The organism is Sphingomonas sp. NY01, assembly GCF_038809135.1.
GTDB classification, from domain to species: Bacteria; Pseudomonadota; Alphaproteobacteria; order Sphingomonadales; family Sphingomonadaceae; genus Sphingomonas; species Sphingomonas carotinifaciens.
This window is the reverse complement of record NZ_CP101722.1, coordinates 2,142,501-2,169,407: the sequence shown is the minus strand read 5'-3', so window position 1 is coordinate 2,169,407 and position 26,907 is coordinate 2,142,501. Positions and strand designations below refer to the sequence as shown.

The following is a 26,907-nucleotide window of genomic DNA, read 5'->3' as shown; positions in this document are numbered from 1 at the left end:
TGAGCGAAGCGGGGCAGACGTCGATCGCCTGCCCCGTCGCCCCGCGATCAGGCGGCCAGGCCGTGGTGGCGGAGCAGCGCATCCGGCTCCGGCGCGCGGCCGCGGAAAGCGCGGAAATTGTCGCTGGCGCTGCGGCTTGCACCCCGTGCGAGCACCTCGCGACGGAAGCGTTCGCCGGCCGGCTGACCCTCTTCGGCAAAGGCGGCGAAGGCGTCCGCCGAGAGCAGTTCGGCCCAGAGATAGCTGTAATAGCCGGCGGCATAGCCTCCGGCGAAGACGTGCGAGAAGCCGTGGGGGAAGCGGTTCCAGGCGGGGGGCACGATCACCGCCACCTCGGCACGCACGGCGTCCAGCACCTCCATGACCCGCGCGCCCCGGGCCGGATCGTAATCGCGGTGGAGGCGCAGGTCGAAGGTGGCGAATTCGATCTGACGCAGCAGGAACAGCCCGGCCTGAAAACGACGCGTCGCCAGCATCTGTGCGAACATGGCGTCGGGCAGCGGCTCACCGGTGGCGACATGGCCGGAAAGCTCCGCCAGAGTGGCGCGGTCCCAGGCGAAATTCTCCATGAACTGGCTGGGCAGTTCCACCGCGTCCCATTCCACGCCCGAGATGCCCCCGATCGAGGGCAGATCGACCTCGGTCAGCAGATGATGGAGAACGTGGCCGAATTCATGGAGCAGCGTCACCACGTCGCCATGCGCGAGCAGGGCGGGGCCATCGGCGGTAGCGGGCGGGAAGTTGCAGGTGAGATAGGCGACCGGGCGGTGGAAGCGGTCGGCATCGCGGAAGCGCGGGCGGCACACGTCCATCCAGGCGCCGCCACGCTTGCCGGCACGGGCGTGGAGATCGAGATAAACGCCGGCGACGACTGCACCGGCGGCATCCACCACATCGTAGAAGCGGACATCGGCGTGCCACGTCGATACGTCGTCCCGCTCGACCAGTTCGACATCGAACAGGCGGCGGATCAAGGCGCGGGTGCCCTGCATCACGCGGGGCAGCGGGAAATAGGCGCGGATCGCCTCCCGGTCGACGCCGTAGCGCTCGCGGCGCAGCGCCTCGGCAACGAAGGCCGTATCCCATGGCATCAGCTCGGCGATGCCGAACCGCTCGGCGGCGAACCCGCGAGCTTCGGCCAGTTCGGCCTCGGCCAGCGGGCCGGCACGGCGGGCGAGATCGGCGAGAAAGGCGAGCGCCTCGTCCGCCGACTGCGTCATCTTGGTCTCCACCGAACGCGCCGCGGCATCGGAGAAGCCGAGCAGCTGCGCCGCCTCATGACGCAGCGCCATGATACGCTCGATCCGGGGGCCGTTGTCGAAGCTGGTATCGGCCGCCTGGTCGGACGCGCGGGTGGCATAGGCGCGGTACAGGCGGGCGCGCACGTCGCGGTCGCGGGCATGGGTCAAGACCGCCTGCACGCTGGGTTCGCGCAAGGTGACGAGCCAGCCGTCCAGACCCTTTTCCGCGGCATAGGAAGCAAGGATTGCCTTGGCGGTTTCGGGCAGGCCGTCCAGCAGCGCCTCGTCCGTGACGTGCTCGCTCCACGCCTCCGTGGCGTCCAGCACGGCGTTGCTGAACTCGGTGGCCAACTGGTTCAGCTCCACGCCGATCTGGCGGTACCGCGCCTTGGCCTCGTCCTCCAGCGCGACGCCGGCGAGGCGGAAATCGCGCAACGCCAGTTCGACCGCACGCTCGGCGGCGGGGGACTGGCCCGTCGCATCGACCAGCGCATAGGCCGCATAGAGGCGGGCGTCCTGCGCGGCTTCCATGCCATATTCGGCGAGCATGGTCTGCGCCTGCGCATAGGCGGCGCGGTATTCGGGCGTGTCGGCGACGGCATGGAGATGCCCGGCGGGCGACCAGCCGCGCGCCAGGGCAAAGCCCGCCCGCTCGCTGGCGAGAACCACGCTGTCGAAGTCACGGATGTTGGAGCCGGCAATCGCATCGGCGGCGGCGCGGCCCTGTTCGATCAGACCGGCGACGGCGGGAACGAGATGTTCGGGGCGGATCGCGGCGAAATCGGGCAGGTCGTGGTCGGCAAGCAGGGGATTGGGGGACATGAACGCTCCTCAAGGCCGCCGCAACAGGGCGGTACGCAGCTTCATTTCGGCAGTATCGACCGCGGTGGCAAGGCCCTGCCGCGCTAGCCAGTCGCGGTCCTGATGGCATTCGGCGTAGCGGTCGCCCGCATCGCACAGGATGGTGGCGATCGATCCCGGCAGGCCGGCGGCGTGCATCTGGGTGGCGAGCAGCGCGGTGGCGACGAAGTTGAGCCCGGTCGAGGGACCGACGCGGCGGCCGAGCAGATCGCCCGCGATACGCATGCCCGCGATCGAGACGGCATCGGGCAGCTTCATCATCCGGTCGACGGTGCCGGGCAGGAAGGAGGGTTCGACGCGGGGGCGTCCGACCCCTTCGATCCGCGACGGGCGATCGGCGGTGGCATCGGGATCGGCGTCGCGATACCCCTCGAAAAAGGCGCTGTGTTCGACATCGGCGACGCATAGCCGGGTGGAAAGGCCGCGATAGCGCAGGTGGCGGCCGATGGTGGCGGCGGTGCCGCCGGTGCCGGCGCCCGCCACGATCCAGGCGGGGAGCGCATGGGGTTCACCCGCCATCTGCTGAAGGATGGCCGAGCCGATATTGTCGCAGCGCCAGTCGGTCGCGCGTGCGGCATTGGTGAACTGATCGAGATAGACGCCGCCCTGCGCCCGGGCCAGCGATGCGGCCTCGGCATAGAGCGCATGGGGCGCGACGAGGTGACACAGGCCCCCCTGCGCCTCGATCGCGCGGACCTTTGCCACCGAGGTGCCGACCGGCATGACCGCATGGAAGGGCAGGCCGAGAAGGCGGGCGAAATAGGCCTCCGACACCGCGGTCGAGCCCGATGACGCCTCGACCAACGGCGTGTCGCAGCGGATGACCCCGGCAACAAGGCCGGCGGTGAACAGCGACCGGGCCAGGCGATGCTTGAGGCTGCCCGTCGGGTGGGCGGATTCGTCCTTCAGATACAGGTCGACGCCCGGCGTCGCGGGCAGGTGCAGCGTGAGCAGCGGCGTTTCCGGGCAGCGCCGCCGGTCGCGGTCGATGATGGCGAGTGCGGCATCGACGAAGCCGCGATCGTCCGGGCGTTCGGTGGCGATGACGCCCAGCGTTTCGGCAAGCGGGCAGGAGGGGGGCAGCGCGGCGAGGGGCATCAGCATGCGCCGAAGTGTATCTCGACTTCGCCGCAAAAACCTCCCAAACTTTGCTCGATTTGGCCCGATCATTGGGATATTCTTACCGTCATGACGGCCAATCTGGACAAGATCGACTTCGCCATTCTCGACGAGGTGCAGCGGGATGCGACGCTGTCGGTGGCGGAGGTCGCCAACCGGGTGCACCTGTCGCACAATGCCTGCTGGCGGCGGATCAAGCGGCTGGAGGACGAGGGCTATATACGGGCACGCGTTGCGCTGCTCGATCCGGCGAAGCTGGATGCAGGCATGACCGTGTTCGTCAGCGTGCGTACCGCGGAGCATTCGGCGGCGTGGCTGGCGGAGTTTTCGGCGGCGGTCCGCGACCTGCCGGAGGTGGTGGAATTCTATCGGATGGCGGGCGAGACCGATTATCTGATCAAGATACGGGTGGCCGACATCCAGGCCTATGACCGGGCGTACAAGCGGCTGATCGAGCGGGTCCGCCTGACCGATGTGAGTGCGGCGTTCGCGATGGAGGAGATCAAGTGCAGCACCGCCATCCCCTTGCCGGGGCGGGACGGATAAGCCCTTACCAGCCGGGCGGCAGCAACCGGGCGAAGATGCCGAACTGGCGGGCTCGCGCCTCGCGCCGCCGCCATTCCGCCGTTGCGCGTGCGGCACGGGCGTGCAGCGCCGCCAGTCGCGCATCGCCGTGCAGATCGGAGAGGCGGACGGGCAAAGGCCGGTGGCTCACGGACATGGCGATCCTCCCTGCATGATGTTGGTCCCTTGAAGATAATCGGGACAGGCGCGCTTGCGATCGGCAATTCCGGCGGGCCGCCATCTCGGAAGGAGTGTTCGGGGGCAGAGGTATGACCACCGTGCTGGCGATTGGGCTGGCCTGCCAAAAGCGTAGGATGGGGGCGGCGGGGCGATCGGCTGCCCCGTGCCGCATGGCCCGACAGAGGCAGGGCGGGCCGCCAAGGCTACCTTCCGAAACGCGCACGGCGGCGGCCCCGACCCACCCCCGGCGGCCCCCGTCGCCGTGCCGGAATTTCCTTGCGCCCGGCGCGAGCCGACCTTTTCCCGATACATTGCCCCGATACGTACCCGGTGCAGCCGATCGGCGGCCAGTGCCTCAGACGATGCGGAGGGCGACGTCGTCGGCGATGGCGAGCGAGGCGGTGAGGCCGGGGGACTCGATGCCGTAGAGGTTGACCAGACCGGCGAGGCCATGTTCGGCAGGACCGTCGATCGCGAAGTCGGCGGCGGGGTCGCCAGGGCCGCCGAGCTTGGGGCGGATGCCGGCATAGCCGGGGGCGATCCGGCTGGGGTCGAGCGCGGGCCAGATGCGGGCGGCGGCCGCGCGAAAGCTGTCGCCGCGGGCGGGGTCGACGTGGTAGTCGATGGTGTCGATCCATTCGACGTCGGGGCCGAAGCGGGCGTTGCCCGACAGGTCGAGGGTGAGGTGCGTGCCGAGGCCGCCGGGCACGGGCACCGGATAGATGAGGCGCGAGAAGGGCACCCGGCCGGCATAGGTGAAATAATGGCCGCGCGCGTAGCGGAGCGTTGGGACGTATTCCAACCCTTCGGTCGCCGCGGCGAGCGCGGCGGCACCCAGGCCGGCGGCGTTGACGATGCGGGTGGCGGTCAGCGCGGGCTCGCCGTCCACCATGACGGTCCAGCCGCGGCACCCCGGCACCAGCCCCGACACGCGCGTGCGGCAGGCGAGGACGGCGCCGGCATCCTCCGCATCGGCGAGCAGCGCCTGCATCAGGCCGTGGCTGTCGATGATCCCGGTCGATGGCGACAGCAGGGCTCCGGCGCAGCGCAGTTCGGGTTCGAGCGCGCGCGCGTCCGCGCCGGTGAGCGCCACCAGATCATCAACGCCGGCGGCGCGCGCATCGTCCATGATGCGCGACAGGGTGGCAAGCTCGGCAGCCTCGAACGCGACGATCAGCTTGCCGATGCGGCGATGGGCGACACCGCGCGTCTGCGCATAGGCGTAGAGATGTTCGCGCCCGGCGATGCACATGGCCCGCTTGCGGGGCGTCGCGCCGTAATAGAGGCCGGCATGGATCACCTCGCTGTTGCGCGAGCTGGTGCCATTGCCGATCACGGCGTCCCCCTCCACGATGATCGTGGACAGGCCGGCGGTGGCGAGCCGCCGGGCGACGGCGAGGCCGATGACGCCTGCGCCCACCACCACCGCATCGACATCGGCCATCTGCGTCAGAGTGCCGGCAGCGCGGCGCGGTCGATCAGCGGCCAGGCGGCATCCTTGGGCGAGACGACGGTGGCGACGAGCGGCCATGCGATGCCGAGTTCGGGATCGTCGTGGCGAAGCCCGCCTTCCGATGACGGCGTATACAGGGCGGAGACCAGATAGGTCACCTCGACATCGTCGGTCAGCGTCTGGAAGCCGTGCGCGAAGCCCGGCGGCACGTAGAGCTGGCGCCGGTCGCGATCGTCGAGCAGAAAGGCCTCGGAGCGCATATAGCTGGGCGAGGCGGGGCGCAGATCGACGATCACGTCCAGGATCGCGCCGCGCACGCAGCGGATCAGCTTGGCCTCGCTATGCGGGGCGCGCTGGAAATGCATGCCGCGCACCGTGCCCTTGTGTGCGGACATCGACACGTTCTGCTGCACATAGGCCGGGATCATGCCGGCGGCGGTGAACTCGTCTTGGCACATCGACCGGGCAAAGAAGCCGCGTTCGTCGCCGCGCTCCTCCAGTTCGATCAGCAGGGCGTCCTGAAGATCGGTCTTGTGGAATTTCATGCGGCTAGGCTCCTGGTGGAGAACAGGGCGGCCTGTTCGGCGTAGAGGCGATCGACGAGGCGGCCTTCGGGGATGGCGACATCGGCGTAGGTTAGGATGCTGTCCCGGGCGACGAAGCGGGTGACGGTGCAGTCGAGCGCGAGGCCGAGCGGCAGGAGGCGGTCCTGTTCGATCACCGGATAATTCTCCGCCACGCCGTAGCATTCATAGCCGCCGAACTCGGCGATGCGGTCGCCGGGATGGAGGTCCTTCTTGGCGGCGGCGACCACGCCGACCTGTGGCCCGCCCGAGGGGGCGAGTACGGCGTCGCCGAACAGCGCGGCGCGCGCGATCGAGGTCGGCACCTCGAAATGGCAGAGATGATAGGGGGTGTAGAACAGGTAATATGGGCCGGCGCCGAGCTTGTAGAGGTTGAGGAAGTGCTGCTGGCGCGGGTCGTCATGCGTGCCCAGCACGAAGACGCCGGGGCCGGGGCGGGCGCCGACGACATAATCGACCAGGCCGGGCCCATGCGTGTCGAGCGCATCGGCCAGCGGCGCGATGATGTCCTCCAGCGGTTGCAGCGGCACGGTGGGATCGCGGTTCGTGGGGTCGGGGCCGACCATGCCGCGCTGCGCGACGCGAAAGCCGGTGCCGTTGGCGACCACCGCCTGCTCATACGAGATCTTGGTGCCATCGGCGAAGGAGGCGACCATGGCGGGCTTCTGCCCCCATTTCTCGGCAAAGCCGGCCTGGGTGGTTGGATTGCGATACGGGTCCTGCAACCCCTTGATATTGCCGCACAGGACGGGCGTGACCCCGAGGCCGCGGACGAAGCGGACGAGGTTCATCTGCACCCCCGGCTGATCGCCGTCGGAAAAGGTGTAGATGACGCCGGCCGCATCGGCGCGCGCCTTGAGCACCGGGCCGACGGTGCCGTCCAGTTCGGCGTTCATCTGCACGACGTGCTTGCCCGCCTCGATCGCGGCGAGAACGACGGTGGCGGCATAGTCGACCGAGCCCGTCACCTCGACCACGACATCGATGCCGTCCGCCTGTGCAAGCCCCACCGCATCGTCGGTGACCGCGATGCGGCCGGTGGCAATCGCACGTTCGATCGCGGGGCGGTCGTCGCAGACCAGAGGTGCGATGCCGAGCACCTCGACCGCGGCGACCGCGGGCGCAAGGTTGCGGTTGGCGACCGCGACGACGCGCATCCCCTTGGTGGATCGCACGATTTGGCGGACGATGGCGGCACCCTGAAAGCCGGCGCCGACGATGCCGACGCGGATCGGGTTGCCGGCCGCTTCGCGCGCGGCGAGCGCGGTGTCGACCAGGATCATGCCGTGCGCCTCAGCGGGGTGATGCTGGCGGGCGCGGTGTCGTGCCAGACCTTCCAGGGCGGGCTGCCCCCCTGCCACAGGCTTTCGAGCAGATGCTTATCACGGAGCGTGTCCATGCTCTGCCAGAAGCCGTCATGACGATAGGCGCCGAGCCGGCCGGCGGCGATCAGCCGGTCCATCGGCTCGTTTTCCAGCACCGTGTCGTCATTGTCGATCAGGTCGAGCATCTCGGGCGAGCAGACGAAGAAGCCGCCATTGATCATGCCCCCGTCCGACTTGCCCTTCTCGCTGAAGCCCTGCACCTGCGTGCCGCCATCGATACGCAGCGCGCCGTAGCGACCCGGTTGCGACACCGCGGTCAGCGTGCACCAGGCGCCGCTGTCCTTGTGCTGCTGGACCAGCGCGGGAATATCGACGTCGCTGACGCCGTCGCCATAGGTCAGGCAGAAGGGCCCGTCCTGAAGCAGATGACGGGCACGGCGCAGACGGCCGCCGGTCATCGAATCCAGACCGGTATCGAGAATGGTGACGCGCCAGTCCTCGGTCGCGCAGCTCAGCCATTCGACGGCACCGGTGCCCAGATTGACCACCATGTCGCAGTTGCGCGCCTGATAGTTCAGGAAGTAGCTGCGGATATAATCGACCTTGTAGCCACCCAGCACCACGAAATCGGTGATGCCGTAATGGGCATAGATCTTCATGATGTGCCACATGATCGGCTTGCCGCCGATCTCCACCATCGGCTTGGGAGTGACGGTGGTTTCCTCGGCAAGGCGGGTGCCGAAGCCGCCGGCCAGCAGAACAGCCTTCATCATGCCGCCTCCTCGATCTCGGGCGTCCAATGGGTGGCGTCCGGCTTTGACCAGTGCAGGTCTTCGCTGAGGAAGCCATCGGCGATCAGGCCTTTCAGGACCTGAAGCCGGATCAGCGAGGAGGTGCGGAAATCCGGGTCGGCGAAGTCGATCCCCTGCAGGCCGGCGATCAGGCCCTGGATGGAGTCATCGAGCGACAATTGCGGACGGTGCGCCGGCGCCAGTTGCGCAAAGCGGCTGAAATCGACCTGGTAGGAGCGGGAGTCGACCGGTGCATCATGGTTGATGGACACGGTGCAACCGGGGACGAGACGACCCACCGCCTGCGCCAGATCGCGGACCTGGTAATTGGCGGTGGTGGCCCCGGCATTGACGACGAGGTTGCGGCCGCCATGATCGGCGGTGCGCGTCGCGGCCCATTCGATCGCGCGCGCCATGTCAGCCACGTCGATCAGCGGGCGCCAGGGGGTGCCGTCGGAAAGGATGGTGATGCGGCCGGTGGCGAGGGCGCTGGCGACGAAATCGTTGAGGACGAGGTCGAGGCGAAGGCGCGCCGACATGCCGCAGGCGGTGGCGAAGCGCAGGCTGGTGATGACGGTGTCGCCGCCGATCGTGGCCAGCGCCTGTTCGGTGCCGATCTTGGAGGCGGCATAGGCGGTGATCGGGTTGACCGGATCATCCTCGCGCCGCGGCCCGCCCTGGGCAATGCCGTACACGCTGCAGCTGGAGGCGAAGACGACGTTGCGCACGCCGGCATCGGAGGCCGCCCGGGCGAGCGACACCGCCGCCTCGCGGTTGATGGCATCGGTGACGCCGGCGAACCGCTCTCCCATCGGGTCGTTCGACACCGCCGCCAGGATGACCACCGCGTCATAGCCCTGCAGGTCGCCGGCCCGCAGCGCGCGCGCATCGCCGAAGCTCTGGCGGTTCAGGTCGCGTTCCGGCAGGCCGGTCCGCGTCGTCAGGCAGTGCGCGAAAAAGCCCGCGTCGAAGCCGTCGATGACGGCGTCAGGAAACCGGCTACGCAAGTGACGGACCACCGCGGGCCCGACATAGCCCATATTGCCGGTGATGAGGATCTTCATCGACGCACCCCTTCGTGGATGACTGTTCCAAAAACTGCCGCCCGTTGATGCGGGCTCATTCGGCAGCAGGTGCAACATTCCCGAAGCTAGGCCCCGTGTCGCCCCGATCATCGGGACATCATCCCAGGGGCGTACATAGAGATTTTTACATGTTATTCGAGCGCGAGATAATGAATGTGATTTTATTCCTGAAATTGTCCAAGTTGTTGCGAGTCCCATTTTTGGCAAGATGTTAATGGTGACTTCTAATTACCGACGTAGTAACCATTTTGTGCCTTGCGCAGGTTAACGTGCTTTAATGCATAATGACTGCTGTTGACTGACTTTCCGGTTACATCGTCTGCGAATTCGGACGGCGAGGGAGGCAGCCTGAGTATAGGGTGCGACCCGGTTGGAACATGCAACGTGACTTGAGGGGTTAAGCCACGCAACGAGGGGGACCATCATGATATCGGACATTCGGGTTACACTGCTGGGGAGCAATCCCATCGCCCTTGAAGGGCTGGACCGCGTGCTGAGGGAGCAGGGGTTCCGGATCACCGCCCTGGTGTCCGATCCGGACGATGTGGCGCAGGCGGTGGCCCTGCACCCCGACGACTGCAATCTGGTGGTGGTGGACGGGCTGGCGACGCCCGACCGGACGCTGACCCAGGACCTGCTGGAAGCATCGCCGGCCGCGCGGATCGTGATCCTTGCGGACCAGTTCGATTTCGACGTGATGGCGCGCAATTTCGACCAGGGCGCCTATGGCTATATCGTCAAGCGGATCGCATCGACCTCGCTCATCAAGCTGCTGAACCTGGTGGCGGACGGCGAGAAGGTGATGCCCAGCAACCTGGCCGAGACGCTGCGTCATCATATCGGGCAGAGCGAGCCGGTGGGCAGCACCGCATCGATCCAGGCGGCCGGGCTGTCCACGCGCGAGGTGCAGATCCTGACCTGTCTGGTGTCGGGCAATCCCAACAAGATCATCTCGCGCGAGCTGGGCATCAGCGAGGCGACGGTGAAGGTCCACGTCAAGGCGATCCTGCGCAAGATCGGCGTGCAAAACCGCACCCAGGCGGCGATCTGGGCGCTGGGCGAGCGGGGAAACGCGCCGACGGCTGATGGTCATCCGAGCCATCATGCCCGCCAACTGATCCAGCAGCGCATCGGACAGCAGCTGCAATAAGGGGCGAACCCCGCCGGTCAGCCGGCCGGGGTATATCGGAATAGCGCGCGACGCAGTGCAGCATGGCCTTATCCTGAAGACGCGCCCGATCAGGGGGCCCGCCATCGGAGCGGAGGCGAAGGGGAATGCGCATGTCGATCGTCTGTGCCGTGGTGCTGACCTATAACCGGCGGACGATGCTCGACCAGTGCCTGACCGCGCTGGTCGGGCAGTCGCGCGTGCCGGACCATATCCTGGTGCTGGACAATGCCAGCACCGACGGCACCGCGCCGTTCATCCGCCGCGAATGGGGCGAGCGGGTGCAACTGGTATCGCTGCCCCGCAATGTCGGCGCGGCTGGCGGCTTTCGCGCCGCCCTGCACGATGCGTTCGAGACGGATGCCGATCACGTCTGGATGATGGACGACGACGTGTTGCCGGACCGCGACGCGCTGGAGCGGTTGCTGGCGGCGGACGAGACGCTGGCGGGGCAGGGGGTGAGCCCCAGCTATCTGGTGTCGCGCGCGCGCGGCCGGAGTGGCGCGCTGACCGACGTGCCCGACCTAGACCGGCGGGCCAACGCGATCGGCTTCCAGAACTGGCCGCTGCTGCTGGACCATGGCATGGTGCCGACCAGGGGCGCGACGTTCGTGTCAATCCTGCTGCCGCGGGCCACGGTCGAGGAACATGGCCTGCCGCTGGCGGACATGTTCATGTGGGGCGAGGACCGCGAATATACCGTGCGGATCAGCCGCGAACGGCCCGGTTTCCTGGTGGGGGGCAGCACCGTGCTGCACGCCCGCGCCACGGAGGGCCAGCTGGACATCCGCACCGAACGCAATCCGGAGCGTATCCGCTACCATTATTTCATGGTGCGCAACACGACCTTCACCACCCGGCGGTACGAGCGCAAGCGGCAGTTGATCTACCTGCTGATCCGGCAGACGCGGCTTGCCGCCGGGATGGCGACGCGCGGCCGCTGGCACGGCGCGGCGCTGATCCTGCGCGGCCTGTTGCACGGCTTCCTGTTCCAGCCCGCCACATGAGCCGTGCGCGTATGGGCGGCCACGCCGCCTGGGCCGTGCTGGGCCAGGGGGCGGGGCAGATGTTGTCGCTGCTGGTCTTTCTGGTTATCGCGCGGTTCGTGTCGCAGGCCAGTTTCGGGCTGGTCGCGGTCAGCCTGGCGGTGGTGGAGGTGGTGCGGCGGTTGTTGATCGACCCGGTCACCAACGCCACCAATGCGCGCACCGAGGTCAGCAACCGCGATTACGACCTGTGCTTCAACGTCATCCTGATCCTGGGCGGCCTGAGCGCGGGCGTCGTCGCGTTGAGCGCGGCGGAGCTGACCCGGCTGATCGGCTCGCCGGAAGCGGCGCCGGTGCTGCGCGTGCTGTCCGTGATCCTGCTGGTGATGGGGCTGGCGGGGACGCACGGCGCGTGGCTGGCCCGGCAGATGCGTTTCCGGGCGCTGGCGGTGCGATCGACGCTGTCGGTGGTCGCGGGCGGCGTGGTGGGGCTGGGCATGGCGTTCGCCGGGTTCGACCTGTGGAGCCTCGTCGGGCAGCAACTGACCATCAACCTGTTCAACATCATCACCTTGTGGGTCAGCGCGCCCTATCGGCCGCGGCCCTGGCTGCCATGGGCGGGGCTGCGCGACCTATGGAAGCGGGCGCGGCATATCTCGCTGGGCGCGGCATGGAATGCGGTGGCGACCGATGCCGACCTGTTCTTTGCCTCCGCCTGGTTCGGGCCGGCGGCGGCGGGCATCTACAACGCGGCCAAGCGGATCATGCTGTCCGCCAACATGATGCTGGTCAACGCGATCTCCTCGGTCACGCTGCCCGCGCTCGCCGGGATCGCCGACGACCGGGCACGCGCGCGCGCCTTTGCCGGCGGGCTCACGATGATGAGCCTGGCGGTGGCCCCGGCCTTTGCCGGGCTGGCCGCCGCCTCGCCGTTCCTCGTCCACCTGCTGCTCGGCGCGCGGTGGGAGGCGTCCGCGCCGATCCTGACCGCGCTGGCGGCAAGCGGATATCTGGCGGCGCTGGGGCAGTTCGCCAGCTCCGCGCTGCTGGTGGAGCAGCGATCGCATCATGATGCGTTGACGTCCGGGGTGGCAGCGGGGGTGAACGTGGCGATGCTGTGGATCGCGGCGCCCTATGGGCCGGTGGCGCTGGCGGCGGGGGTGTCGATGGCGACGCTGATCGTGCTGCCGCTGCGCCTGCGCTTTGCGATGCATGCGATGGGGCTGGGGTGGCGGACGATCGGCACGGCGCTGTTGCCGTCGGTGGCGGCGGCGGTCGCGATGATGGCCGCGCTGTTCGCGATGCGGCCGGTGCTGGCGGCGGTGCTGCCGGGGCCGGTGGTGCTGATGGTGATGATCCCGGCGGGCATGCTGCTCTATGGCGTGTTACTGCGCATGGTGGCGCCGCAACTGTTCCGCACGACCTTTGCCACCGCGCTGGAAATGGCCGGCCGCGGCAAGCGGCCGGTGGAGGCGTGACGGCTAGAGGCTGAAGCGGGTGCGCACGAAGATGCGGACCTGATCGAAGCTGGGGGCGAAGGCGTCGTTCCGGACGGAGCGGTCGAGATAGCTGACATCGCCCTCCAGCGCGAAGTTGCGGTTGACGCTGTAGCGCGCGCCCGCCGACATCTCCCACACCTTGTCGCGGCGCGGATTGTCGCGGAAGTCGTTGTAGCGATAGCCGGCACCGAGATTGAGGATAAGCTCGCGCAGCAGCTCGAAATCGGCACGGCCGGACAAGGCGGTGCTGATATAGCCGGACGCGTTCTGGAGCACGGCTTCCTCGACGGTACGCGATGCCTGCGCCGACAAGGTGAGGACGGGGGTGATGAAATAGCGCAGGTCGCCGTTCAGCGCGAAGCCCTTGATCTGGCCGATCGCGGCGCGGTTGTAGTCGCGCCAGACATAGCCGGCGCCGACCGACCCCTGGATCAGCCGGTTCGCGCCGAAGGCGATGCCGGCCAGCGCGGTGGTGGTGGTGCCGGTGAGATTGGGGACGCCGGGGGCGATATCTTCGCGCCGATAGTCGATCGATCCGCGCACCCCTTGCGCGAAGACGGCGAGGTCGGGGCCGATCTCATATTCGCCGCGCAGGGTTCCGCGCCAGCTATGGGAGTCGCGCACGTCCTGGTCGATGCGACCGATGGGCGCCCCGGTGATCGACAAGGCGTTGCTGTCGCGGAAGTTGAGGTTGATGTAATCGACCTGCGCCAGTGCACGCACCCGGCCGATTTCGTAGCGGCCGCGCGCCCAGCCGAGCGTCTGGAGATAGCGGACGGGGCCGACCCGGCCGTTGGGAAAGCCGCTGGAGTCGCGCCGTTCGATCAGTTGCGAGAAATCGGCGCCGGCCTCCAGCACGGCGCGGGTGCCGGTTTCGTAGCGGCCATAGGCCGCGGTGCGGTAGCTGGTTTCGTTGGCCTGGGATTCGTCGGCGAAGCGCGCGAAACGGCCGCTCGCCTCCAGCCGGAGCTCGCCGCTGGAAAAATTGTCGCTGGCGACGAGCGAGGGTTCGACCTGGACGAACAGGTCGCCCTGGCGGTTGGTTTCCACGCCGAAGGGATTGCTGTCGGCCCCGATGCCGGTGGTGATGCTGGGGAAAAGCCGCCAGTTGCCCAGTGTTACGCCGACCGGATCGAAGGCGGGTCGGCGACGGCGGGCGACGTCGAGGTCGATGCCCTGATCGGCTCCCTGGTCGATGCGCAGCGCCGGGATCTCGCCCAGCCGTGGCAGGGTGGCGGCCTGTCCCCAAGCATTCGCCGGGATCAGCGACAGGCCGAGCGCGAGCAGCCCGGAACGCGCGGCATGGATGGTCTTCGTCATGGCAGTTCCCCCCTTTGTGATAACGGATGCCCGGCGGCGGGGCGGCCGATCGGCAACGACCCTTGCCCCGACGCCGGCGTGATGGATCAGGCCGGCGCGAGCGCGCCGTCGAAGCGGTGGATCAGGTCAACGGTGCTGCGGATGTTGCGCTCGCTGGAGGCGCCGAACAGGATCGAGCGGACATAGGGCTCGTTCACCACCCATTCGATCGCCTCGGCCGGCGGGATGGCGCCCGATGCCAGCACCGACATGGCGATGACGCGTGCAGGCCATTCCTGCGTCGCCCGGCGATACGCCTCGATCCCGCCGGACATGCGAAAGCCGATCTTGTTGACGTTGGCGCAGACGATCGGGTTCCTGATGCCGACGCTGTCGAGCGCGGGCAGCAGCATGGGCAGGTTCATGGTGATGAAGCCGGCCTCGGCGTTGTAGCGCTTCTCGATATGGTCGGCGAAGATCTTGAACGCCTCGAAATAGCCGAGGCCGAGGATCAGGTCGGTGACGACGTTCTGGACGAAGACGATGGGCGTCTCCAGGCCCTTGAACGGTTTCATCTCGGCATCGATCAGCAGGGTGGCGACGCTTTCCATGTCGCGGGTGAGCAGCGCCTTGCCACCACGCATCGCCGCGTCCAGCAGGCCGCCGCCGGGCAGGAAGCGCTTCAACGCGTCGAAATAGCCATATTCGGTGACGGCATTGGCGTATTTGTGCGCATAGGGCATGCAGGGGTAGAATTTGAAGCCGGCCCATTCCTCCGGCTGGTCGCGGACGACCTCCGCCACCTCGGCGATGCGGTCATGGGTGGTGCACATGAACACGTCGACGCCGGCATTCTTGGCGCCGCGCAGCGTTTCCATAATCGGGGCGAGGTCGGCAAAGCGCATCGACTGTTGCCGTGCCTTCTCCTCCGACATGTGGTTGATGCCGAAGAACTGATTGTCGCCGAACAGGATGCGATCCATCGGGTGATCCTTATGAAGCGGCCGGAAGGCCGTGGAGAAAGGCGCCGATCCGCTGCGTCATCGCGGGCGGTGCAGCGGTGGAGATGGCGGCGGCGGGCGCCGCGGGGTGGGCGAGATGATGGTCGATCGCGGCGTGAAGCGCGGCGACGTCGTCCACGATGGTCAGGCCGGCCGTGTCCCGGAACCGCGTGGCGGTGTGGAGCTGGTGGTCGGTGGTATGCTCGCCAAGCGAGGCGAGGCGCGGCAGCATCACCATTGGCCGCCCGGTTTCCAGCGCCTGCACGATCGATCCGATGCCGACATGCGCGACGAACAGCGAACATCGCTCCAACAGCGCCATGTAGCGCGGATGTGGCACGATCCGCACCCAATCGGCATGGCGCGGTTCATAGGTGCCGTCGCCGATCTGGATGGTGACCGGCGTAGCGGGATGTGCCGCCGCCCACCCGTCGACCGCCTCCACGAAGCGGTCGAAGGGCAGCATCGAGCCCACGGAGGCGAAGATCATGCCCGCTTCAGCGTCCAGCCGAACAGGCCGGCGCGCATCGCGGGGCGCTGCGGCACCGGCTTCAGCACCGCGGTGGCGCGGGCAGGGACGACGCCGCGGGCGCTGTCGCGGATCATCGACAGCGTCCGGTCGGTGGCGGCGCCGCTGGCGAAGTCGTTGACATAAGGACCGACGGGATTGCGCATCGCCGCGACGAACCCCTCCATCTGCGCCGAATATTCCTCGCCACGCAGATAGAAGGCGGGATGATCGGTCAGCTCGGTGATGTATTTGATCGTCCAGCCCTTGCGATAGCCCTCGGGCGGCGTGCCGTTGGTGCCGATAAAGACCTGTATCTCCTGGCGATCGACGGTGATCTTGCCGTGATCGCCCCACAGGCAGAGCTTGGTCGTCATCTTGCGCGCGGTTTCGTCCGCCCAGTTGACCGAGACCTGACCCGATACGCCACCGTCAAAGGACAGGTTGGCGAACACCGCGTCATCGACATCGGTCGACCATTGCTGCGTCATCTGCGCGCCCGAACAGGTGACCGGCGCCCCGGCATACCAGTTCATCAGGTTCACCGGATGCGCGGCATAATCGTAGAGGCAACCGCCCCCTTCCGACGACTGGCTGCGCCAGGTCTTGGCAGCGGGCTTCAGGACGACGGGGCCGTAGGCCTCGGCATGGATATGGCGCAGGCGGCCGAGCGCGCCGAGATCGAGAAGGCGCTTGGCCTCGCCAAAGGTGCCCACGAAGCGGTTGTGATAGCCGACCTGGCCGACAAGGCCTGCACGCGCCGCCTCGTCGGCGATCGCGCCGCTGGTATCGGCATCGAGCGTCATCGGCTTTTCGCAGAAGACATGGATGCCGCGCGCCATCGCCTGCCGGATCATGTCGGCATGGAAGCGGGTGGGGGTGGCGACGATGACGCCGTCAAGGCCGGGCAGGCTCAGCGCATCGGCATATTGGGCCAGATAGGGGATGTTGGCATATTTCTGCACCATGCCGCCGAGCAGCGCGGAGGTATCGCACACCGCGACGACCTTCATCCCCGGCGTGGTGTTGGCGATGGCGAGGTGGGAGATGCCCATCTTGCCCAGCCCGACAAGGGCGACGTTGAACGGTTCGGTCATGGTCTTCGGCTCCGTATCGGAAAGGGTCGTGAACAAGGGTCGCGGCGGCGTCACAGGCGGGCGACGAAGGCGCGGGGCTGGCCGAGCGCCCGGTGGCGCAGCACCATCTCCACCTGACGCAGCGCCAGCTTGGTGCGGGCATGGGCGCGGTAGCGGGCAAGGAAGATGTCCGGCGCGAAGGGCAGATGCGCCTGCGTCGCCAGAAACTCCTTGTCGGCGGGCAGGTGCAGCACCGCGCGGTCGGTGAGGGTGGACAGGCGCGGCTGGGGAAAGGGGCGCTTGGCGGTCCACCAGCGCACCACCGTACCGCGAACACCAAGCTCGCAGATCGCGCCGCCGCGCGCGACGTGGAGGTTGAGCGCGGTGGAGACCGGCGCCTCGTCGCCACTGTGGTAAAGATCGGCGTGACGCCGCCAATAGCGCGGCTCCACCATGTCGAGCAGGGTGGTGAGCGTGCGGAACTCGGAGGAGCGCGCGACGATCAGCTCGCCGCCATACCAGCGCGGGCTTGCGATCGGCTCGGGCGCGATGGCGTGGATATCGGCGGCGGCACGGTTGCCGGACTCCGCGGTCATCGCCTCGCTGATGTCATAGGCGCCGATCGCGCCGGGCGCGGGCAGGTCCCTGTCGCCCAGCGCCCGCAGGAACACCGCGTCGAGATCGACGATCAACGCCATCGCGTCGGCGGGACGCGCGGCAAGGTCGCGGATCACGTCCAGCTTGTGATGCGCGGCCCGGTGCAGCGCGCCGGGATCGAGCCGCGACACGAACTGCCGCTGGGTAAAGGTGACGCCCGGCGGCACGCCCAGTTCGGCGAAGTCGCGTTCCAATATGTCGGCGCGATTGGTGACGATGGTCGGGTGATAGCCGGCGGCCAGCGCCGAACGCGCCATCAGCGCGGCACAGCGGATATAGGTCGCCGCCGCGTTGCCCGGATCGCGGAGATTGGGAAAGCGGGTCGAGCCGTCGTCCAGGACGAGCAGACCCGTCACCTGAACCCTATCCATCAGGCAAGTCCTTCCAAAGATCGCTGGCTAATCAAATATGGGTACGGCAAGTATTCATGGTGGTGAGTCAGCATCAGCAAACATTCCAATCAAGTAGTGCCGTTGCCGAAGGACTTGCATAAACAAGCAATTGGTGAAAGACCCTATAAAGGACAGCCGGCCAGGGGGTGGTGTACGGCGATGCCGGAAAAGATCATGACATTTGGGCGACAACACAGCCGTTTCATTGATCCTGTTAAGGAAGCGGGTGCCGAATACTCGCCTTCCGGAGCAGCGGATACTCATGAAGGCGTAGGGGAAAACCCGCGGATCGCCTGGTTGCCGGTGCTGCTGACCGTGGCGGCATTGTCGTTCAACGGCGTGCTGGCGATCGTGAACGCACATGGGCCGTCGCTGACCATCACGCAGGTCGCGCTGGCCGAATTCGGCATATTGGCGGCCGTGGCGCTGAGCGTGATCGCGTTCGGGCTGCAGGTCGAGGATACGCCGCCGGTCGGCCTGGGCGTCGCCTTCCTGTTGCTGGCCATCGGATTGTCATTCGCCAATGGCGGCTTCGCGATCGAGGCGCTGCGCAACGTGACGATCATCGTGCTGTTCACGATGCTGGGCATGCGGTGCAACATGCCGACGATCCGGGCCGCCTTCGTCGCCGGCGTCGGGCTGGTGGTGGCGGTGATGCTGATGGAGATCGCCTCCACCGAGCTTTACGCCAAGATATTCAGCCCGTTCAGCTATTATCAGAACACGCGCGGCCTGGGCGATGTCGACCAGAGCGATATCGGGTTGTTCGGCAATGCGCTGGGGTTCGAGGGGCGGTTCAGTTTCGGCCTGTTCACCACGCCGCGCACCTCATCCATCTTCATCGAGCAGACCTCGATGGCGAATTTCGCCAGTGTCGTCGCCATCTACGCGGTGGCGATGTGGGACCGGATCGGCTGGGCGGAACGCGCGCTGACCGCAGGGTTCGTGCTGCTGGCGCTGTTGTCGAACAACACCCGGCTGGGGTCGACGCTGGCGGTGCTGACGCTGGCCGGATACTGGCTGTACCCGCGCCTGCCGCGGGCCGGGCTGCTGCTGTTCCCGCTGGTTCTGCTGGGGCTGGCCACCGCGTTGTCGGCGCATCTGGGTCCGTCCAAGGAGGACGATCTGGCCGGACGCATCGGCCTGTCGGTCGACTTCCTGGCAAAGACGGACATGGCCGCGGTGCTGGGCGGGCGGGTGTGGGAGGCGGGCCGCTTCGTCGACAGCGGCTATTCCTATGTCCTGTATTCCAGCTCGCTGGCCGGCGCGATCCTGTTGTGGCTGTATGTCGGCCTCGTCATCCCGTTCCGCTCGCCCGAACAGCGGCGCTGCGCCTGGGCGACGGGGGTGTTCCTGTTCGTCAACCTGCTGATCGCGGGCAATGCGGTGTTCAGCACCAAGGTGAGCGCGATGATGTGGCTGCTCGCCGGGTTCATGCGCGCCGGCAGCTTCGCGCCCGCCGCCGCACCGCCCAAGCCCCGCGCCGTGCGGCGCTTCGGCACTGGTTTCTCCTTTCCCGCGCACGCCCGTGCGCCTTCCCCGCTTCTGACAGGAGGGTCTATGCAAGACGGCTTGCGGCGATGACGGCCAAGCAGATGATGCTGGCCGCGCCCTATCCGGACGATCGATCGACGTCCGCGCGCTGGTTGAAACGCCTGAAGGCGTGGCTGATGGGCACGCCGCCGCCACGCCGCCTGCCCGAGCCGGTGGAGCCGGTGCTGGAAACGGCGGCGTCGCCCTCCTTCCGGGCGACGGCCGATGCGGTGACGCAGGACGACGAGTTGCCGCCCAAGCGGATGCCGGGCCGGTTCGGCGCGAAGAACGCGACCGCGCGGATCATTGAGGCGTTCGATTCCGCGCATCCGGTGCGTCAGCGCAAGGACCTGCACGGCCGCGACGACAAGCTGGACACGCTGTTCGAGGCGGTGCTGTTCAGCCGCCAGCACGCGATCATCCACGGTGCGCGGGGGTCGGGCAAGACGTCGCTGGCCCAGGTGTTCGGCGACTATGCCGACAGTCAGGGCGCGGTGGTGATCTATACCGCGTGCGAGGCGACGGCGAGCTTTGCCGAGCTGCTGCGTCCCTATCTGTCGTTCATTCCGGAATCGGCGGTGCCGTTCGCGGAAAAGGCGCTGTTCGCCCGCGAGCGCGAGGCGCTGCCCGCCGAGTTCGGGCCGCGGCAGGTGGTCGATCTGGTGTCCCGCCTGTCGCCGGACAGCCAGACGATCCTGATCCTGGACGAGTTCGACCGGGTCGAGAGCGAGGCGGTGAACAGCCAGATCGCCACGCTGATGAAGCTGCTGTCGGATGCGAGGGTGCCGGTGCAGGTGCTGCTGGTCGGCATCGCACGGACGCTGGACGAGCTGATCCTGTGTCACCCTTCGCTGCGCCGGCACCTGACCCCGATCCCGATCGGGCGCATCTCGCGCGAGGATACCCACCGGTTGATCGACCGTGGTGCGGAGCGTGCGCAGGTCCGCTTCGACGAGGCGGCGCGCGCGGAGATCGCGTCGATCTCGTGCGGGTCGCCCTATCACGTCCAGCTGTTCTGCTACGTCGCGGCGATCGAGACGGTGCGGCGCGGCGGCGAGGTGATCGACCTGGAAGCGACGCATCGCGGGCTGGCGCGGGCCTTCACCATCTGGGCGATGCTGAACCACGAGGATGCCGACATCTTCGACGCGCTCGTCGCCGATCCGGCGCAGCCGGTCGACGCGGTCGAGCGGATCGCACGCGAGGCGGCGGTGCACGACAGCTTCGTCGGCGACGAGGCGGACGCCGCGATTTTCGGCGCGGCGGTACGCGCCGACGACCGGCAGGCCACGCGCTTCCATTTCCGCGACGGCGCGGCACCACAATTCCTGCTGGCGAAGCTCGCCACGCGCGAACGACAGACAGAGGCGGCCTGACCGCACCAAGAACAGGGAGGGTATAAGGGCGATGTTTTCATCCGATATGGCGGCCGCGCTGAAGGCGCGGTGGAAACTGATCGTGGCGGTGCTGATCGCCACGCTGGTGCTGGCGGGGATATGGCTGACCACGGTGCAGCGCACCTATGTCGCCACCGCGTCGCTGTTGTTCGACGATCGGGGGCCGAACCCAGCGTTGCAGGACAATCCCCAGCAACAGGACGACCGGTCGATGCTGGGCACGCAGGCGGACATCATCCGCAGCGATGCGGTGGCCCGGCGCGTGGCGCGCAACGAGCGGCTGGTCCGCAATCCCGAACTGCGCACCCGCTGGCTGGAGGAAGGCAAGGGCGAGGGCAGTTTCGAGAACTGGATCGTCACCGACCTGCTGGCCCATCTGGAGGTGGCGCCGGGGAAGGACACCAACGTGCTGGCGGTGCGCTTCCGCGCGTCCGACCCGACCTTCGCGGCGCGCATGGCGAACAGCTTTGCCCGCAACTTCGTGACGATGCGGCTGCAGATCAGCACCGATACCGCCAAGCAATATGCCACCTGGTTCCAGAGCCGCACCGACGAGGTGCGTCGCAACCTGGAGGCGGCACAGGGTAAGGTGACCGATTTCCAGCGCAGCCACGGCCTGATCGACGGCAATGTGCTGGCGCTGGAATCCGACCGGCTGAACGCGCTGTCGGGTCAGTTGGCCAATGCCGAATCGAGCGCCGCCGACCTTCGTTCGCGTGCCGGATCGCGTGTGTCGGAATCGCCGGACGTGCAGCAGACCGCGGTCGTCGGCATGCTGCGCCAGCAGATCGCCGCCAATGACGCCAAGGTCAGCCAGCTGGCGGCGACGCATGGCGACAGCCACCCGCTGCTCGTCGCGGCGCGCAGCGAGCTGGAGGTGCTGCGCGCACGGCTGGCGAGCGAGACGTCGGCGGCCAGCCAGTCGGTGCGGGTCGCCAGTTCGGCGGCGGCGACGCGGGAGGCGCAACTGAGCGGCCTGGTCGCACAGCAGCGTGCCCGGATGATGCAGATGACCGGCTATCAGAGCCAGTTGGAGGCGTTGCAGAACGACGTCGCCACCGCGCAGAAGGCGTATGACAACGTCACCCAGCGCCTGAACCTGATGCGGCTGCAAAGCGGCCTGCCGACCACCAATGCGCAGCAGATCGACCGTGCCACCGCGCCGCTGCTTCCCGCCAGCCCGAACGTGCCGCTGCTGCTGCTGTTCGCGACGCTGGGCGGGCTGGCGCTGGGCGTGATCGCGGCGATGCTGGCCGAATGGAGCCGCCCGCTGGTGCGTACCGCGGGCGGGCTGATCGATGCCACCGGCGTCCCCGTCGTCGGCAGCTTCAACTTCGCGCCGTTCCGTCACGGACGGGCGCATGCCGTGGGAGGGATGTGATGCGCATTCGATCGAGCGAACACCGCGTGCTCGTCGCGGACCGGGTAGAGACCAACGAGAACGAGCCGCGGCGGCCACAGCCGGACGTGGTGCTGGCGCCCGAGGATGCGCGGCTGAGCAGCTATGCCCGTGCGGCCTATGACCCGGACGATCCGGTGGCACGCATGGCCCGCTCGCTGCGGCTGTCGATCGCGGCCTCCACCCGCGCCGATGCGATGCCGGTGCGATCGGTGGCGATCCTGGGGATAGGGGCGCCGTTCGAGGCGTCCGTGGTCGCGGCCAACCTGGCGATCTCCTATGCGCAGGCGGCGACGCCGACGGTGCTGGTCGACGCCAATCTGGCCAGTCCGGCGCAGCATGCCCTGCTCGGCATGCCGCAGACCGCCGGGCTTGCCGCGGCACTGGCCGGGGACGACGATGCCCGCTCGCTGGTCGAGCCGTCGGCGGTGCGCAACCTGTCGGTGCTGGTGGCGGGACGGTCCGGGCCGGACGCGGCGGTGCTGCTAGACGGCGAGCGCTTCCACCGAAGGGCGATGCCGCTGCTCGACAGCTTCGGCATGATGGTGGTCGATGTCGGCATGACCCACAACGATCCCCCGACGCTGTGCGAGGCGGTGGATGCCGCGATCCTGATCGTGCGCCGTGGATCGACGCCGGTAGAGGCGATCCGCCACGTGGCCGACCGGCTGGGCGAGATGCGCACTGCGCTGGTCGGTACGCTGCTGGCGACCTGATCCCGATATGGGACGGGCGGCGCGGGTCCTCTCAAGGGGAGTAGCGCCGCCCCCTCTTATGCACCGGCCCGGCGGCTTGTGGCGGTGCGGCAGGGTAGGTTAGCCTTGAGGCAACAGGGGCAAAATTCTTTGGCGCAACGCTGAGAATATTGGGGGTCGACATGCAGAACCTCGATGGCTGCGCAACCGATGACATACTGGATGTCGATGGTGCCGTCGCAGACGATATCACGCAAACATCGGGGGTCATCGCGGTCGAGAACCATCCGGCTACGGCGATATCGAAGCGGATACTGGATATTGCGGTATCATCCGCATTGATCGTCTTCGTACTCCCGGCGCTGATCCTGGTGTCGATATTGATCCGGGCGACCAGTCCCGGGCCCATCCTGTTCCGCCAGCGGCGCAGCGGGCTGAACGGCGAGGCGTTCGAGGTGCTGAAGTTCCGCACCATGTTCTGCACCGAAAATGGCGAGGAGATCCGCCATGCCACGCGCCGCGATGCGCGGGTGACGCCGCTGGGCGCGGTGCTGCGCGCGACCAGCATCGACGAGCTGCCGCAGCTGTTCAACGTCCTGCGCGGCGACATGTCGCTGGTCGGACCGCGGCCGCACGCGCTGGCGCATGATCGTCATTATGCGCTGCTGGTCGCCGATTACATGAAGCGGTTCGCGGTGCGGCCGGGCATCACCGGGCTGGCGCAGATCCGGGGCCTGCGCGGCGAGATCCACGACCTGTCGTGCATGGAACGCCGGGTGCGTGCGGACTGCGAATATATCGAGCGGTGGAGCCTGGCCTTCGACCTGGCGATCATCCTGAAGACGATCCCCCGCATGGTGCGCGACCCCAATGCCTATTGAAAGGACCCGAATGCGGATCACGCATGCCACGCGCCAATATGCCCCCGGCATCGGCGGCATGGAGAATTATGTCGCGCTGCTGGCGCAGGAACAGCGCCGCGCCGGGCATCAGGTGCGGGTGGTGACGCTGGACCGCATCTTCGACGGCGACGGCACGCGGTTGCCGGCGCGCGAGGTGATCGACGGGATCGAGGTGGTGCGCGTGCCGTTCCGCGGCAGCCGCCGCTATCCGCTGGCGCCGGGCGTGGTCGCCGCGGTCGGGCGGCCCGACGTCATCCATGTCCATGGCCTGGAATTCTTCGCCGAGGCGCTGGGCTGGACCCGCTGGCGGCACCGGGCCGCGCTGGTGATGACGTCGCATGGCGGCATCTTCCACACCCCCTTTGCCATGCGGATGAAGCGGCTGTGGTTCGCGACGATCAGCCGTGCGACCCTGACCCGGTATCACACGGTGATCGCCTCCAGCCTGCAGGATGCGGACAGCTTCGGCCGGATCGCGGCCGGGCGCGTGGTGCCGGTGGAAAACGGCGTCGACGTGGCCAAGTTCGCCGGACTGGCGCAGCCGGGCACGAAGACGATGATCTATTTCGGGCGGCTGGCACCGCACAAGGGCGTCCACCGGCTGCTCGCCTGGTTCGCCGGCCTGCGGGAGGTAGATCCGGCATGGCGCCTGATCGTGGCGGGCAAGGAAATGGGCGTGACCATCGCCGAGCTGCGGTTGGCGGCGCGCGAACTGGCGCTGGACGATGTGGTCGAATTCCACGGGTCGCCCAGCGACGAAGCCTTGTGCGACCTGATCGCGCGCAGCAGCGTCTATGCCTGTCCGTCGGGCTATGAGGGCTTCGGCCTCGCCGCGGTGGAGGCGGCGTCGGCCGGCCTGTTCCCGGTGCTGAGCGGCATTCCGGCCTTTCGCCGGACGCTGGACCGACTGGGGACCGGGCTGACCATCGGGTTCGACTATGGACGCGAGGTGGATGTGTTCCTGGAGGCGCTGGCCGCGTTCGAGGCCGATGCCGGCCGCGCCGAGCGACTGGCGGCACCGCTGGCGAGCTTTGCGTGGAGCGGCATCGCCGACGAGATCGAGCGCATCTATCGCAGCGCCACCGGAGGCCGGGGCGGCGTTCGCCCGGCGCCGTGGCCGCAGGAGGCGACCGTCGCGACGGTACCGTGACGGCGATGGTTCGGGGGCATTCGTCAGGAGAAGGAGTGGGGTCATGCGTAAGACTATGATGATGGCAGGAGCGATGACGGCAGCGGCCTTGCTGGCCGGGTGCGCCGCACAGCCGCTGCCGGTGGAGAGCGCCGCCGCGATGCCCAGCGCCTATACGCTGGGCGCAGGTGACAAGCTGCGCATCACCACTTTCGGGTTCGAGGAGTTCAGCGGGGAGTTCATGGTCGCGGCCGACGATTCGCTGGCGATGCCGATGCTGGGCACGGTGCCGGTGCGCGACGTGACCCCGGACCAGTTGAGCCGCAAGCTGGAGGCGGCGCTGGGTGCCAAGGGGCTGGTGCGCCAGCCGCGGGTCAGCACCGAGGTGACCAAATACCGCCCTTATTATATCTCCGGCGAGGTCAACCGGCCCGGCAAATACGATTTCGCCAGCGGGCTGACCGTGATGCAGGCGGTGGCCGATGCCGGCAGCTTCACCTACCGCGCCAAGAAGAAGATGGTGTTCATCAAACGCGCCGGCGCGCCCGCCGAGGTGGCGGTGCCGGTCACCGCATCCGCGCCCGTGCTGCCGGGCGACACGATCCGCGTGGTGGAGCGATATTTCTGATGGGTGCAGGCTCCATCGCGCTGGCACGGGCGGCACGCGGGCGAGGGGAGGGCGGCCCCTCCCGCCCGGTGCCCGGCAAGACGGCGCCCGCGCCGTCCGGTGCGCGTCGTCCGCGCCTCCTGGCCGGTGCATCGGGTGGCGGGCATTGGGTGGAGTTGCGCCGGCTGCGCGCCGCGTTCGAGGGGTTCGACGTGGCCTATGTGTCGACCTTCGAAAGCTATGCGGAGGTGGTGGCGGGGCATCGCTATTATGCGGTGCCCGACGCGTCGCGCTTCAGCCTGAAGGGGTTTGCGCCGATCTTCGCGCGGGCACTGGTCGTGATGATCCGCGAGCGACCGGCGGCGTTCATCACCACGGGATCGGCGCCGATGCTGCCCTTCCTGTTGATGGCGCGGCTGTTCGGGGTACGGACGCTGTGGATCGACAGCATCGCCAATGCCGAGCATCTGTCGACCTCCGGCCGAATCGCCAAGCGGCTGGCACATCGCTGTCTGGCACAATGGCCGGAGGTGGGCGCGCAGGAAGATATTGAGTGCTGGGGCCGAATTGTGTGAAAAAACCGACGGAATGCTGCTTAAGTAGTGGTTGACCCGAACCGGAGGTAGAGCGCCTACTCCCTTCGGACTACTTGTTTATGTTCAATAATATTGGGTATGATCCGGTCGTTACCTCAAGAAGGGCGGCCATGATTGACGCGTCTCCCCTTGCCGGACCGATGGACCTCGCACGCACGCGGCCACGGCGTTGGCGATCGTCGCTGCTGAAGGGGGTAATATTCGCATGTCCCATCAACATCATCGTCTGGGGAATGGTGATCTGGATGGCCCGGTAACGGGCGCGCCCTGCGATTGCCGCCACTGAATATGAAACATCAGCATTAGCACGGGGCGAACGCTGCCCCGAGCGCGAGGGCCTTGGGCAGACGTCCGGGCGTAGCCGCGCTCCACACACACATCCCTTCCGCACCTGTATCGTAACAGCCGCCCCGGCACGTCACCGGGCGCGGAGCAAAGCGCGTGCGCCGCGTGCGGCGGCCGCGTGCCCCGAGAGATTGATCATGGTAATTATGTGCTTATCCCGCCCCGTCACCTGCCAGGAGCATGCATGATGCGCAGCCCGGTGGATCAAGGCCCGGTCGGCCGGCGCGAATTGTTGCGCTGGATCGCCGCGGGCAGTGCCGTCTTCGTATCCGGTTGTGGCGGCGATGGTGGCAGCAGCGGATCGGCCAGTGCCGCGGTGGACGTGGTCACGGGATCGGCGTCTGCGCAGCGCCCGATACCCGCTCCGAGCCCCACGCCGACGCCCGCACCGGCCGCAGCCGCCTTCACCATGCCGTTCCGCTCCGGCGTTTCCTTCTCGACGATCGAAGGCGCGGCGGACTCGTTGCCCGGGCACCTGAACGGGGAGGTGTTCGTCACGCCGACGTCGCACTTCG

The 26,907-nt window shown here is 67.8% G+C and carries 26 protein-coding genes (1 of these 26 cut by a window edge); 13 read left to right on the top strand and 13 right to left on the bottom strand.

What is annotated here, in order from left to right; translation table 11 throughout:
• Positions 1-47: 47 nt before the first annotated feature.
• Together NPJ82_RS10545 and NPJ82_RS10540 are read right to left on the bottom strand one after the other, a co-directional pair.
• Complete coding sequence (locus NPJ82_RS10545) at positions 48-2,063, bottom strand: M3 family metallopeptidase (RefSeq protein WP_342657330.1); 2,016 nt, start codon at positions 2,061-2,063, stop codon at positions 48-50.
• A gap of 9 nt (positions 2,064-2,072) precedes the next feature.
• Entirely contained in the window at positions 2,073-3,206 is a 1,134-nt protein-coding gene (locus tag NPJ82_RS10540) for a pyridoxal-phosphate dependent enzyme (protein ID WP_342657329.1), read from the bottom strand.
• An 84-nt stretch (positions 3,207-3,290) separates the two neighbouring features.
• Between NPJ82_RS10540 and NPJ82_RS10535 the strand changes: the two genes are divergently transcribed.
• Complete coding sequence (locus tag NPJ82_RS10535; protein WP_267350353.1) at positions 3,291-3,767, top strand: Lrp/AsnC family transcriptional regulator; 477 nt, start codon at positions 3,291-3,293, stop codon at positions 3,765-3,767.
• A 4-nt stretch (positions 3,768-3,771) separates the two neighbouring features.
• On the opposite strand, the gene NPJ82_RS10530 is transcribed toward NPJ82_RS10535, so the two are convergent.
• The 6 genes from NPJ82_RS10530 to NPJ82_RS10505 form a co-directional block, all read right to left on the bottom strand.
• Positions 3,772-3,942, bottom strand: coding sequence for a hypothetical protein (locus tag NPJ82_RS10530; RefSeq protein ID WP_342657328.1), 171 nt, complete (start codon positions 3,940-3,942; stop codon positions 3,772-3,774).
• A 378-nt stretch (positions 3,943-4,320) separates the two neighbouring features.
• A complete protein-coding gene (locus NPJ82_RS10525; RefSeq protein WP_342657327.1) occupies positions 4,321-5,409 on the bottom strand; it encodes an FAD-dependent oxidoreductase in 1,089 nt (362 codons plus the stop codon).
• Positions 5,410-5,414: 5 nt separating this feature from the next.
• Complete coding sequence (gene rfbC / locus NPJ82_RS10520) at positions 5,415-5,963, bottom strand: dTDP-4-dehydrorhamnose 3,5-epimerase (protein ID WP_112382886.1); 549 nt, start codon at positions 5,961-5,963, stop codon at positions 5,415-5,417.
• Positions 5,960-7,285 carry a Gfo/Idh/MocA family oxidoreductase gene (locus NPJ82_RS10515; RefSeq protein WP_342657326.1) on the bottom strand — a complete coding sequence of 442 codons (1,326 nt, stop codon included), beginning with the start codon at positions 7,283-7,285 and terminating at the stop codon, positions 5,960-5,962. The genes rfbC and NPJ82_RS10515 overlap by 4 nt, the downstream gene beginning before the upstream one ends.
• On the bottom strand, positions 7,282-8,100 hold the full coding sequence (gene rfbF / locus NPJ82_RS10510; protein ID WP_342657325.1) for a glucose-1-phosphate cytidylyltransferase: 819 nt from the start codon (positions 8,098-8,100) through the stop codon (positions 7,282-7,284). Before rfbF ends, NPJ82_RS10515 begins: the two co-directional genes overlap by 4 nt.
• Positions 8,097-9,182: an SDR family oxidoreductase gene (locus NPJ82_RS10505; RefSeq protein WP_342657324.1), complete on the bottom strand. Its 1,086-nt coding sequence runs from the start codon at positions 9,180-9,182 to the stop codon at positions 8,097-8,099. The genes rfbF and NPJ82_RS10505 overlap by 4 nt, the downstream gene beginning before the upstream one ends.
• A 445-nt stretch (positions 9,183-9,627) precedes the next feature.
• Between NPJ82_RS10505 and NPJ82_RS10500 the strand changes: the two genes are divergently transcribed.
• The 3 genes from NPJ82_RS10500 (at position 9,628) to NPJ82_RS10490 (ending at position 12,835) form a co-directional block, all read left to right on the top strand.
• Positions 9,628-10,353 carry a response regulator transcription factor gene (locus NPJ82_RS10500; protein ID WP_112382890.1) on the top strand — a complete coding sequence of 242 codons (726 nt, stop codon included), beginning with the start codon at positions 9,628-9,630 and terminating at the stop codon, positions 10,351-10,353.
• Positions 10,354-10,484: 131 nt separating this feature from the next.
• Positions 10,485-11,378: a glycosyltransferase gene (locus tag NPJ82_RS10495; RefSeq protein WP_342657323.1), complete on the top strand. Its 894-nt coding sequence runs from the start codon at positions 10,485-10,487 to the stop codon at positions 11,376-11,378.
• A complete protein-coding gene (locus NPJ82_RS10490; RefSeq protein ID WP_342657322.1) occupies positions 11,375-12,835 on the top strand; it encodes an oligosaccharide flippase family protein in 1,461 nt (486 codons plus the stop codon). Before NPJ82_RS10495 ends, NPJ82_RS10490 begins: the two co-directional genes overlap by 4 nt.
• Positions 12,836-12,838: 3 nt before the next feature.
• Here the strand turns inward: NPJ82_RS10490 and NPJ82_RS10485 are convergent, their stop codons facing one another.
• From NPJ82_RS10485 to NPJ82_RS10465, 5 genes are all read right to left on the bottom strand, one after another.
• A complete protein-coding gene (locus NPJ82_RS10485; RefSeq protein WP_342657321.1) occupies positions 12,839-14,176 on the bottom strand; it encodes an outer membrane beta-barrel protein in 1,338 nt (445 codons plus the stop codon).
• Positions 14,177-14,262: 86 nt separating this feature from the next.
• The gene (locus NPJ82_RS10480; RefSeq protein ID WP_149683209.1) at positions 14,263-15,138 is read right to left on the bottom strand and encodes a hypothetical protein; all 876 of its coding nucleotides are present in this window, start codon (positions 15,136-15,138) and stop codon (positions 14,263-14,265) included.
• Between the two features lie 10 nt (positions 15,139-15,148).
• A complete protein-coding gene (locus tag NPJ82_RS10475) occupies positions 15,149-15,646 on the bottom strand; it encodes a glycosyltransferase (protein WP_342657320.1) in 498 nt (165 codons plus the stop codon).
• Complete coding sequence (locus NPJ82_RS10470; RefSeq protein WP_342657319.1) at positions 15,643-16,761, bottom strand: Gfo/Idh/MocA family oxidoreductase; 1,119 nt, start codon at positions 16,759-16,761, stop codon at positions 15,643-15,645. The genes NPJ82_RS10475 and NPJ82_RS10470 overlap by 4 nt, the downstream gene beginning before the upstream one ends.
• 50 nt (positions 16,762-16,811) lie before the next feature.
• Positions 16,812-17,768 carry a hypothetical protein gene (locus tag NPJ82_RS10465; RefSeq protein ID WP_342657318.1) on the bottom strand — a complete coding sequence of 319 codons (957 nt, stop codon included), beginning with the start codon at positions 17,766-17,768 and terminating at the stop codon, positions 16,812-16,814.
• A 318-nt stretch (positions 17,769-18,086) separates the two neighbouring features.
• Here NPJ82_RS10465 and NPJ82_RS10460 point away from each other — a divergent pair, with 318 nt between their 5' ends.
• The 9 genes from NPJ82_RS10460 to NPJ82_RS10420 all read left to right on the top strand — a co-directional run.
• Positions 18,087-19,373, top strand: a complete 1,287-nt coding sequence (locus NPJ82_RS10460) for a hypothetical protein (RefSeq protein WP_342657317.1) — start codon at positions 18,087-18,089, stop codon at positions 19,371-19,373.
• Complete coding sequence (locus NPJ82_RS10455; RefSeq protein WP_112382899.1) at positions 19,370-20,698, top strand: ATP-binding protein; 1,329 nt, start codon at positions 19,370-19,372, stop codon at positions 20,696-20,698. The genes NPJ82_RS10460 and NPJ82_RS10455 overlap by 4 nt, the downstream gene beginning before the upstream one ends.
• Before the next feature lie 31 nt (positions 20,699-20,729).
• Positions 20,730-22,100 carry a Wzz/FepE/Etk N-terminal domain-containing protein gene (locus NPJ82_RS10450; RefSeq protein ID WP_342657316.1) on the top strand — a complete coding sequence of 457 codons (1,371 nt, stop codon included), beginning with the start codon at positions 20,730-20,732 and terminating at the stop codon, positions 22,098-22,100.
• Positions 22,100-22,834 (top strand): hypothetical protein, encoded by a 735-nt coding sequence (locus NPJ82_RS10445; RefSeq protein WP_342657315.1) that lies wholly within the window; start codon positions 22,100-22,102, stop codon positions 22,832-22,834. The genes NPJ82_RS10450 and NPJ82_RS10445 overlap by 1 nt, the downstream gene beginning before the upstream one ends.
• 161 nt (positions 22,835-22,995) lie before the next feature.
• Complete coding sequence (locus NPJ82_RS10440; protein WP_112382902.1) at positions 22,996-23,694, top strand: exopolysaccharide biosynthesis polyprenyl glycosylphosphotransferase; 699 nt, start codon at positions 22,996-22,998, stop codon at positions 23,692-23,694.
• A gap of 10 nt (positions 23,695-23,704) precedes the next feature.
• Positions 23,705-24,865, top strand: a complete 1,161-nt coding sequence (locus NPJ82_RS10435) for a glycosyltransferase family 4 protein (RefSeq protein WP_342657314.1) — start codon at positions 23,705-23,707, stop codon at positions 24,863-24,865.
• Between the two features lie 43 nt (positions 24,866-24,908).
• A complete protein-coding gene (locus NPJ82_RS10430; protein WP_267351565.1) occupies positions 24,909-25,472 on the top strand; it encodes a polysaccharide biosynthesis/export family protein in 564 nt (187 codons plus the stop codon).
• Complete coding sequence (locus NPJ82_RS10425) at positions 25,472-26,026, top strand: UDP-N-acetylglucosamine--LPS N-acetylglucosamine transferase (protein ID WP_342657313.1); 555 nt, start codon at positions 25,472-25,474, stop codon at positions 26,024-26,026. The genes NPJ82_RS10430 and NPJ82_RS10425 overlap by 1 nt, the downstream gene beginning before the upstream one ends.
• A gap of 550 nt (positions 26,027-26,576) precedes the next feature.
• Positions 26,577-26,907, top strand: the 5' end (the start) of a protein-coding gene (locus NPJ82_RS10420) for a cellulase family glycosylhydrolase (protein ID WP_342657312.1). It continues 926 nt past the right edge of the window; the window shows 331 of its 1,257 coding nt (coding positions 1-331); it begins with the start codon at positions 26,577-26,579; its stop codon lies off the right edge, out of view.

Coding starts and splice junctions, on each gene's coding strand:
- NPJ82_RS10545 (WP_342657330.1), bottom strand. CDS start 2,063: ATGTCCCCCAATCCCCTGCTTGCCGACCACGACCTGCCCGATTTCGCC.
- NPJ82_RS10540 (WP_342657329.1), bottom strand. CDS start 3,206: ATGCTGATGCCCCTCGCCGCGCTGCCCCCCTCCTGCCCGCTTGCCGAA.
- NPJ82_RS10535 (WP_267350353.1), top strand. CDS start 3,291: ATGACGGCCAATCTGGACAAGATCGACTTCGCCATTCTCGACGAGGTG.
- NPJ82_RS10530 (WP_342657328.1), bottom strand. CDS start 3,942: ATGTCCGTGAGCCACCGGCCTTTGCCCGTCCGCCTCTCCGATCTGCAC.
- NPJ82_RS10525 (WP_342657327.1), bottom strand. CDS start 5,409: ATGGCCGATGTCGATGCGGTGGTGGTGGGCGCAGGCGTCATCGGCCTC.
- rfbC (WP_112382886.1), bottom strand. CDS start 5,963: ATGAAATTCCACAAGACCGATCTTCAGGACGCCCTGCTGATCGAACTG.
- NPJ82_RS10515 (WP_342657326.1), bottom strand. CDS start 7,285: ATGATCCTGGTCGACACCGCGCTCGCCGCGCGCGAAGCGGCCGGCAAC.
- rfbF (WP_342657325.1), bottom strand. CDS start 8,100: ATGATGAAGGCTGTTCTGCTGGCCGGCGGCTTCGGCACCCGCCTTGCC.
- NPJ82_RS10505 (WP_342657324.1), bottom strand. CDS start 9,182: ATGAAGATCCTCATCACCGGCAATATGGGCTATGTCGGGCCCGCGGTG.
- NPJ82_RS10500 (WP_112382890.1), top strand. CDS start 9,628: ATGATATCGGACATTCGGGTTACACTGCTGGGGAGCAATCCCATCGCC.
- NPJ82_RS10495 (WP_342657323.1), top strand. CDS start 10,485: ATGTCGATCGTCTGTGCCGTGGTGCTGACCTATAACCGGCGGACGATG.
- NPJ82_RS10490 (WP_342657322.1), top strand. CDS start 11,375: ATGAGCCGTGCGCGTATGGGCGGCCACGCCGCCTGGGCCGTGCTGGGC.
- NPJ82_RS10485 (WP_342657321.1), bottom strand. CDS start 14,176: ATGACGAAGACCATCCATGCCGCGCGTTCCGGGCTGCTCGCGCTCGGC.
- NPJ82_RS10480 (WP_149683209.1), bottom strand. CDS start 15,138: ATGGATCGCATCCTGTTCGGCGACAATCAGTTCTTCGGCATCAACCAC.
- NPJ82_RS10475 (WP_342657320.1), bottom strand. CDS start 15,646: ATGATCTTCGCCTCCGTGGGCTCGATGCTGCCCTTCGACCGCTTCGTG.
- NPJ82_RS10470 (WP_342657319.1), bottom strand. CDS start 16,761: ATGACCGAACCGTTCAACGTCGCCCTTGTCGGGCTGGGCAAGATGGGC.
- NPJ82_RS10465 (WP_342657318.1), bottom strand. CDS start 17,768: ATGGATAGGGTTCAGGTGACGGGTCTGCTCGTCCTGGACGACGGCTCG.
- NPJ82_RS10455 (WP_112382899.1), top strand. CDS start 19,370: ATGACGGCCAAGCAGATGATGCTGGCCGCGCCCTATCCGGACGATCGA.
- NPJ82_RS10450 (WP_342657316.1), top strand. CDS start 20,730: ATGTTTTCATCCGATATGGCGGCCGCGCTGAAGGCGCGGTGGAAACTG.
- NPJ82_RS10445 (WP_342657315.1), top strand. CDS start 22,100: ATGCGCATTCGATCGAGCGAACACCGCGTGCTCGTCGCGGACCGGGTA.
- NPJ82_RS10440 (WP_112382902.1), top strand. CDS start 22,996: ATGCAGAACCTCGATGGCTGCGCAACCGATGACATACTGGATGTCGAT.
- NPJ82_RS10435 (WP_342657314.1), top strand. CDS start 23,705: ATGCGGATCACGCATGCCACGCGCCAATATGCCCCCGGCATCGGCGGC.
- NPJ82_RS10430 (WP_267351565.1), top strand. CDS start 24,909: ATGCGTAAGACTATGATGATGGCAGGAGCGATGACGGCAGCGGCCTTG.
- NPJ82_RS10425 (WP_342657313.1), top strand. CDS start 25,472: ATGGGTGCAGGCTCCATCGCGCTGGCACGGGCGGCACGCGGGCGAGGG.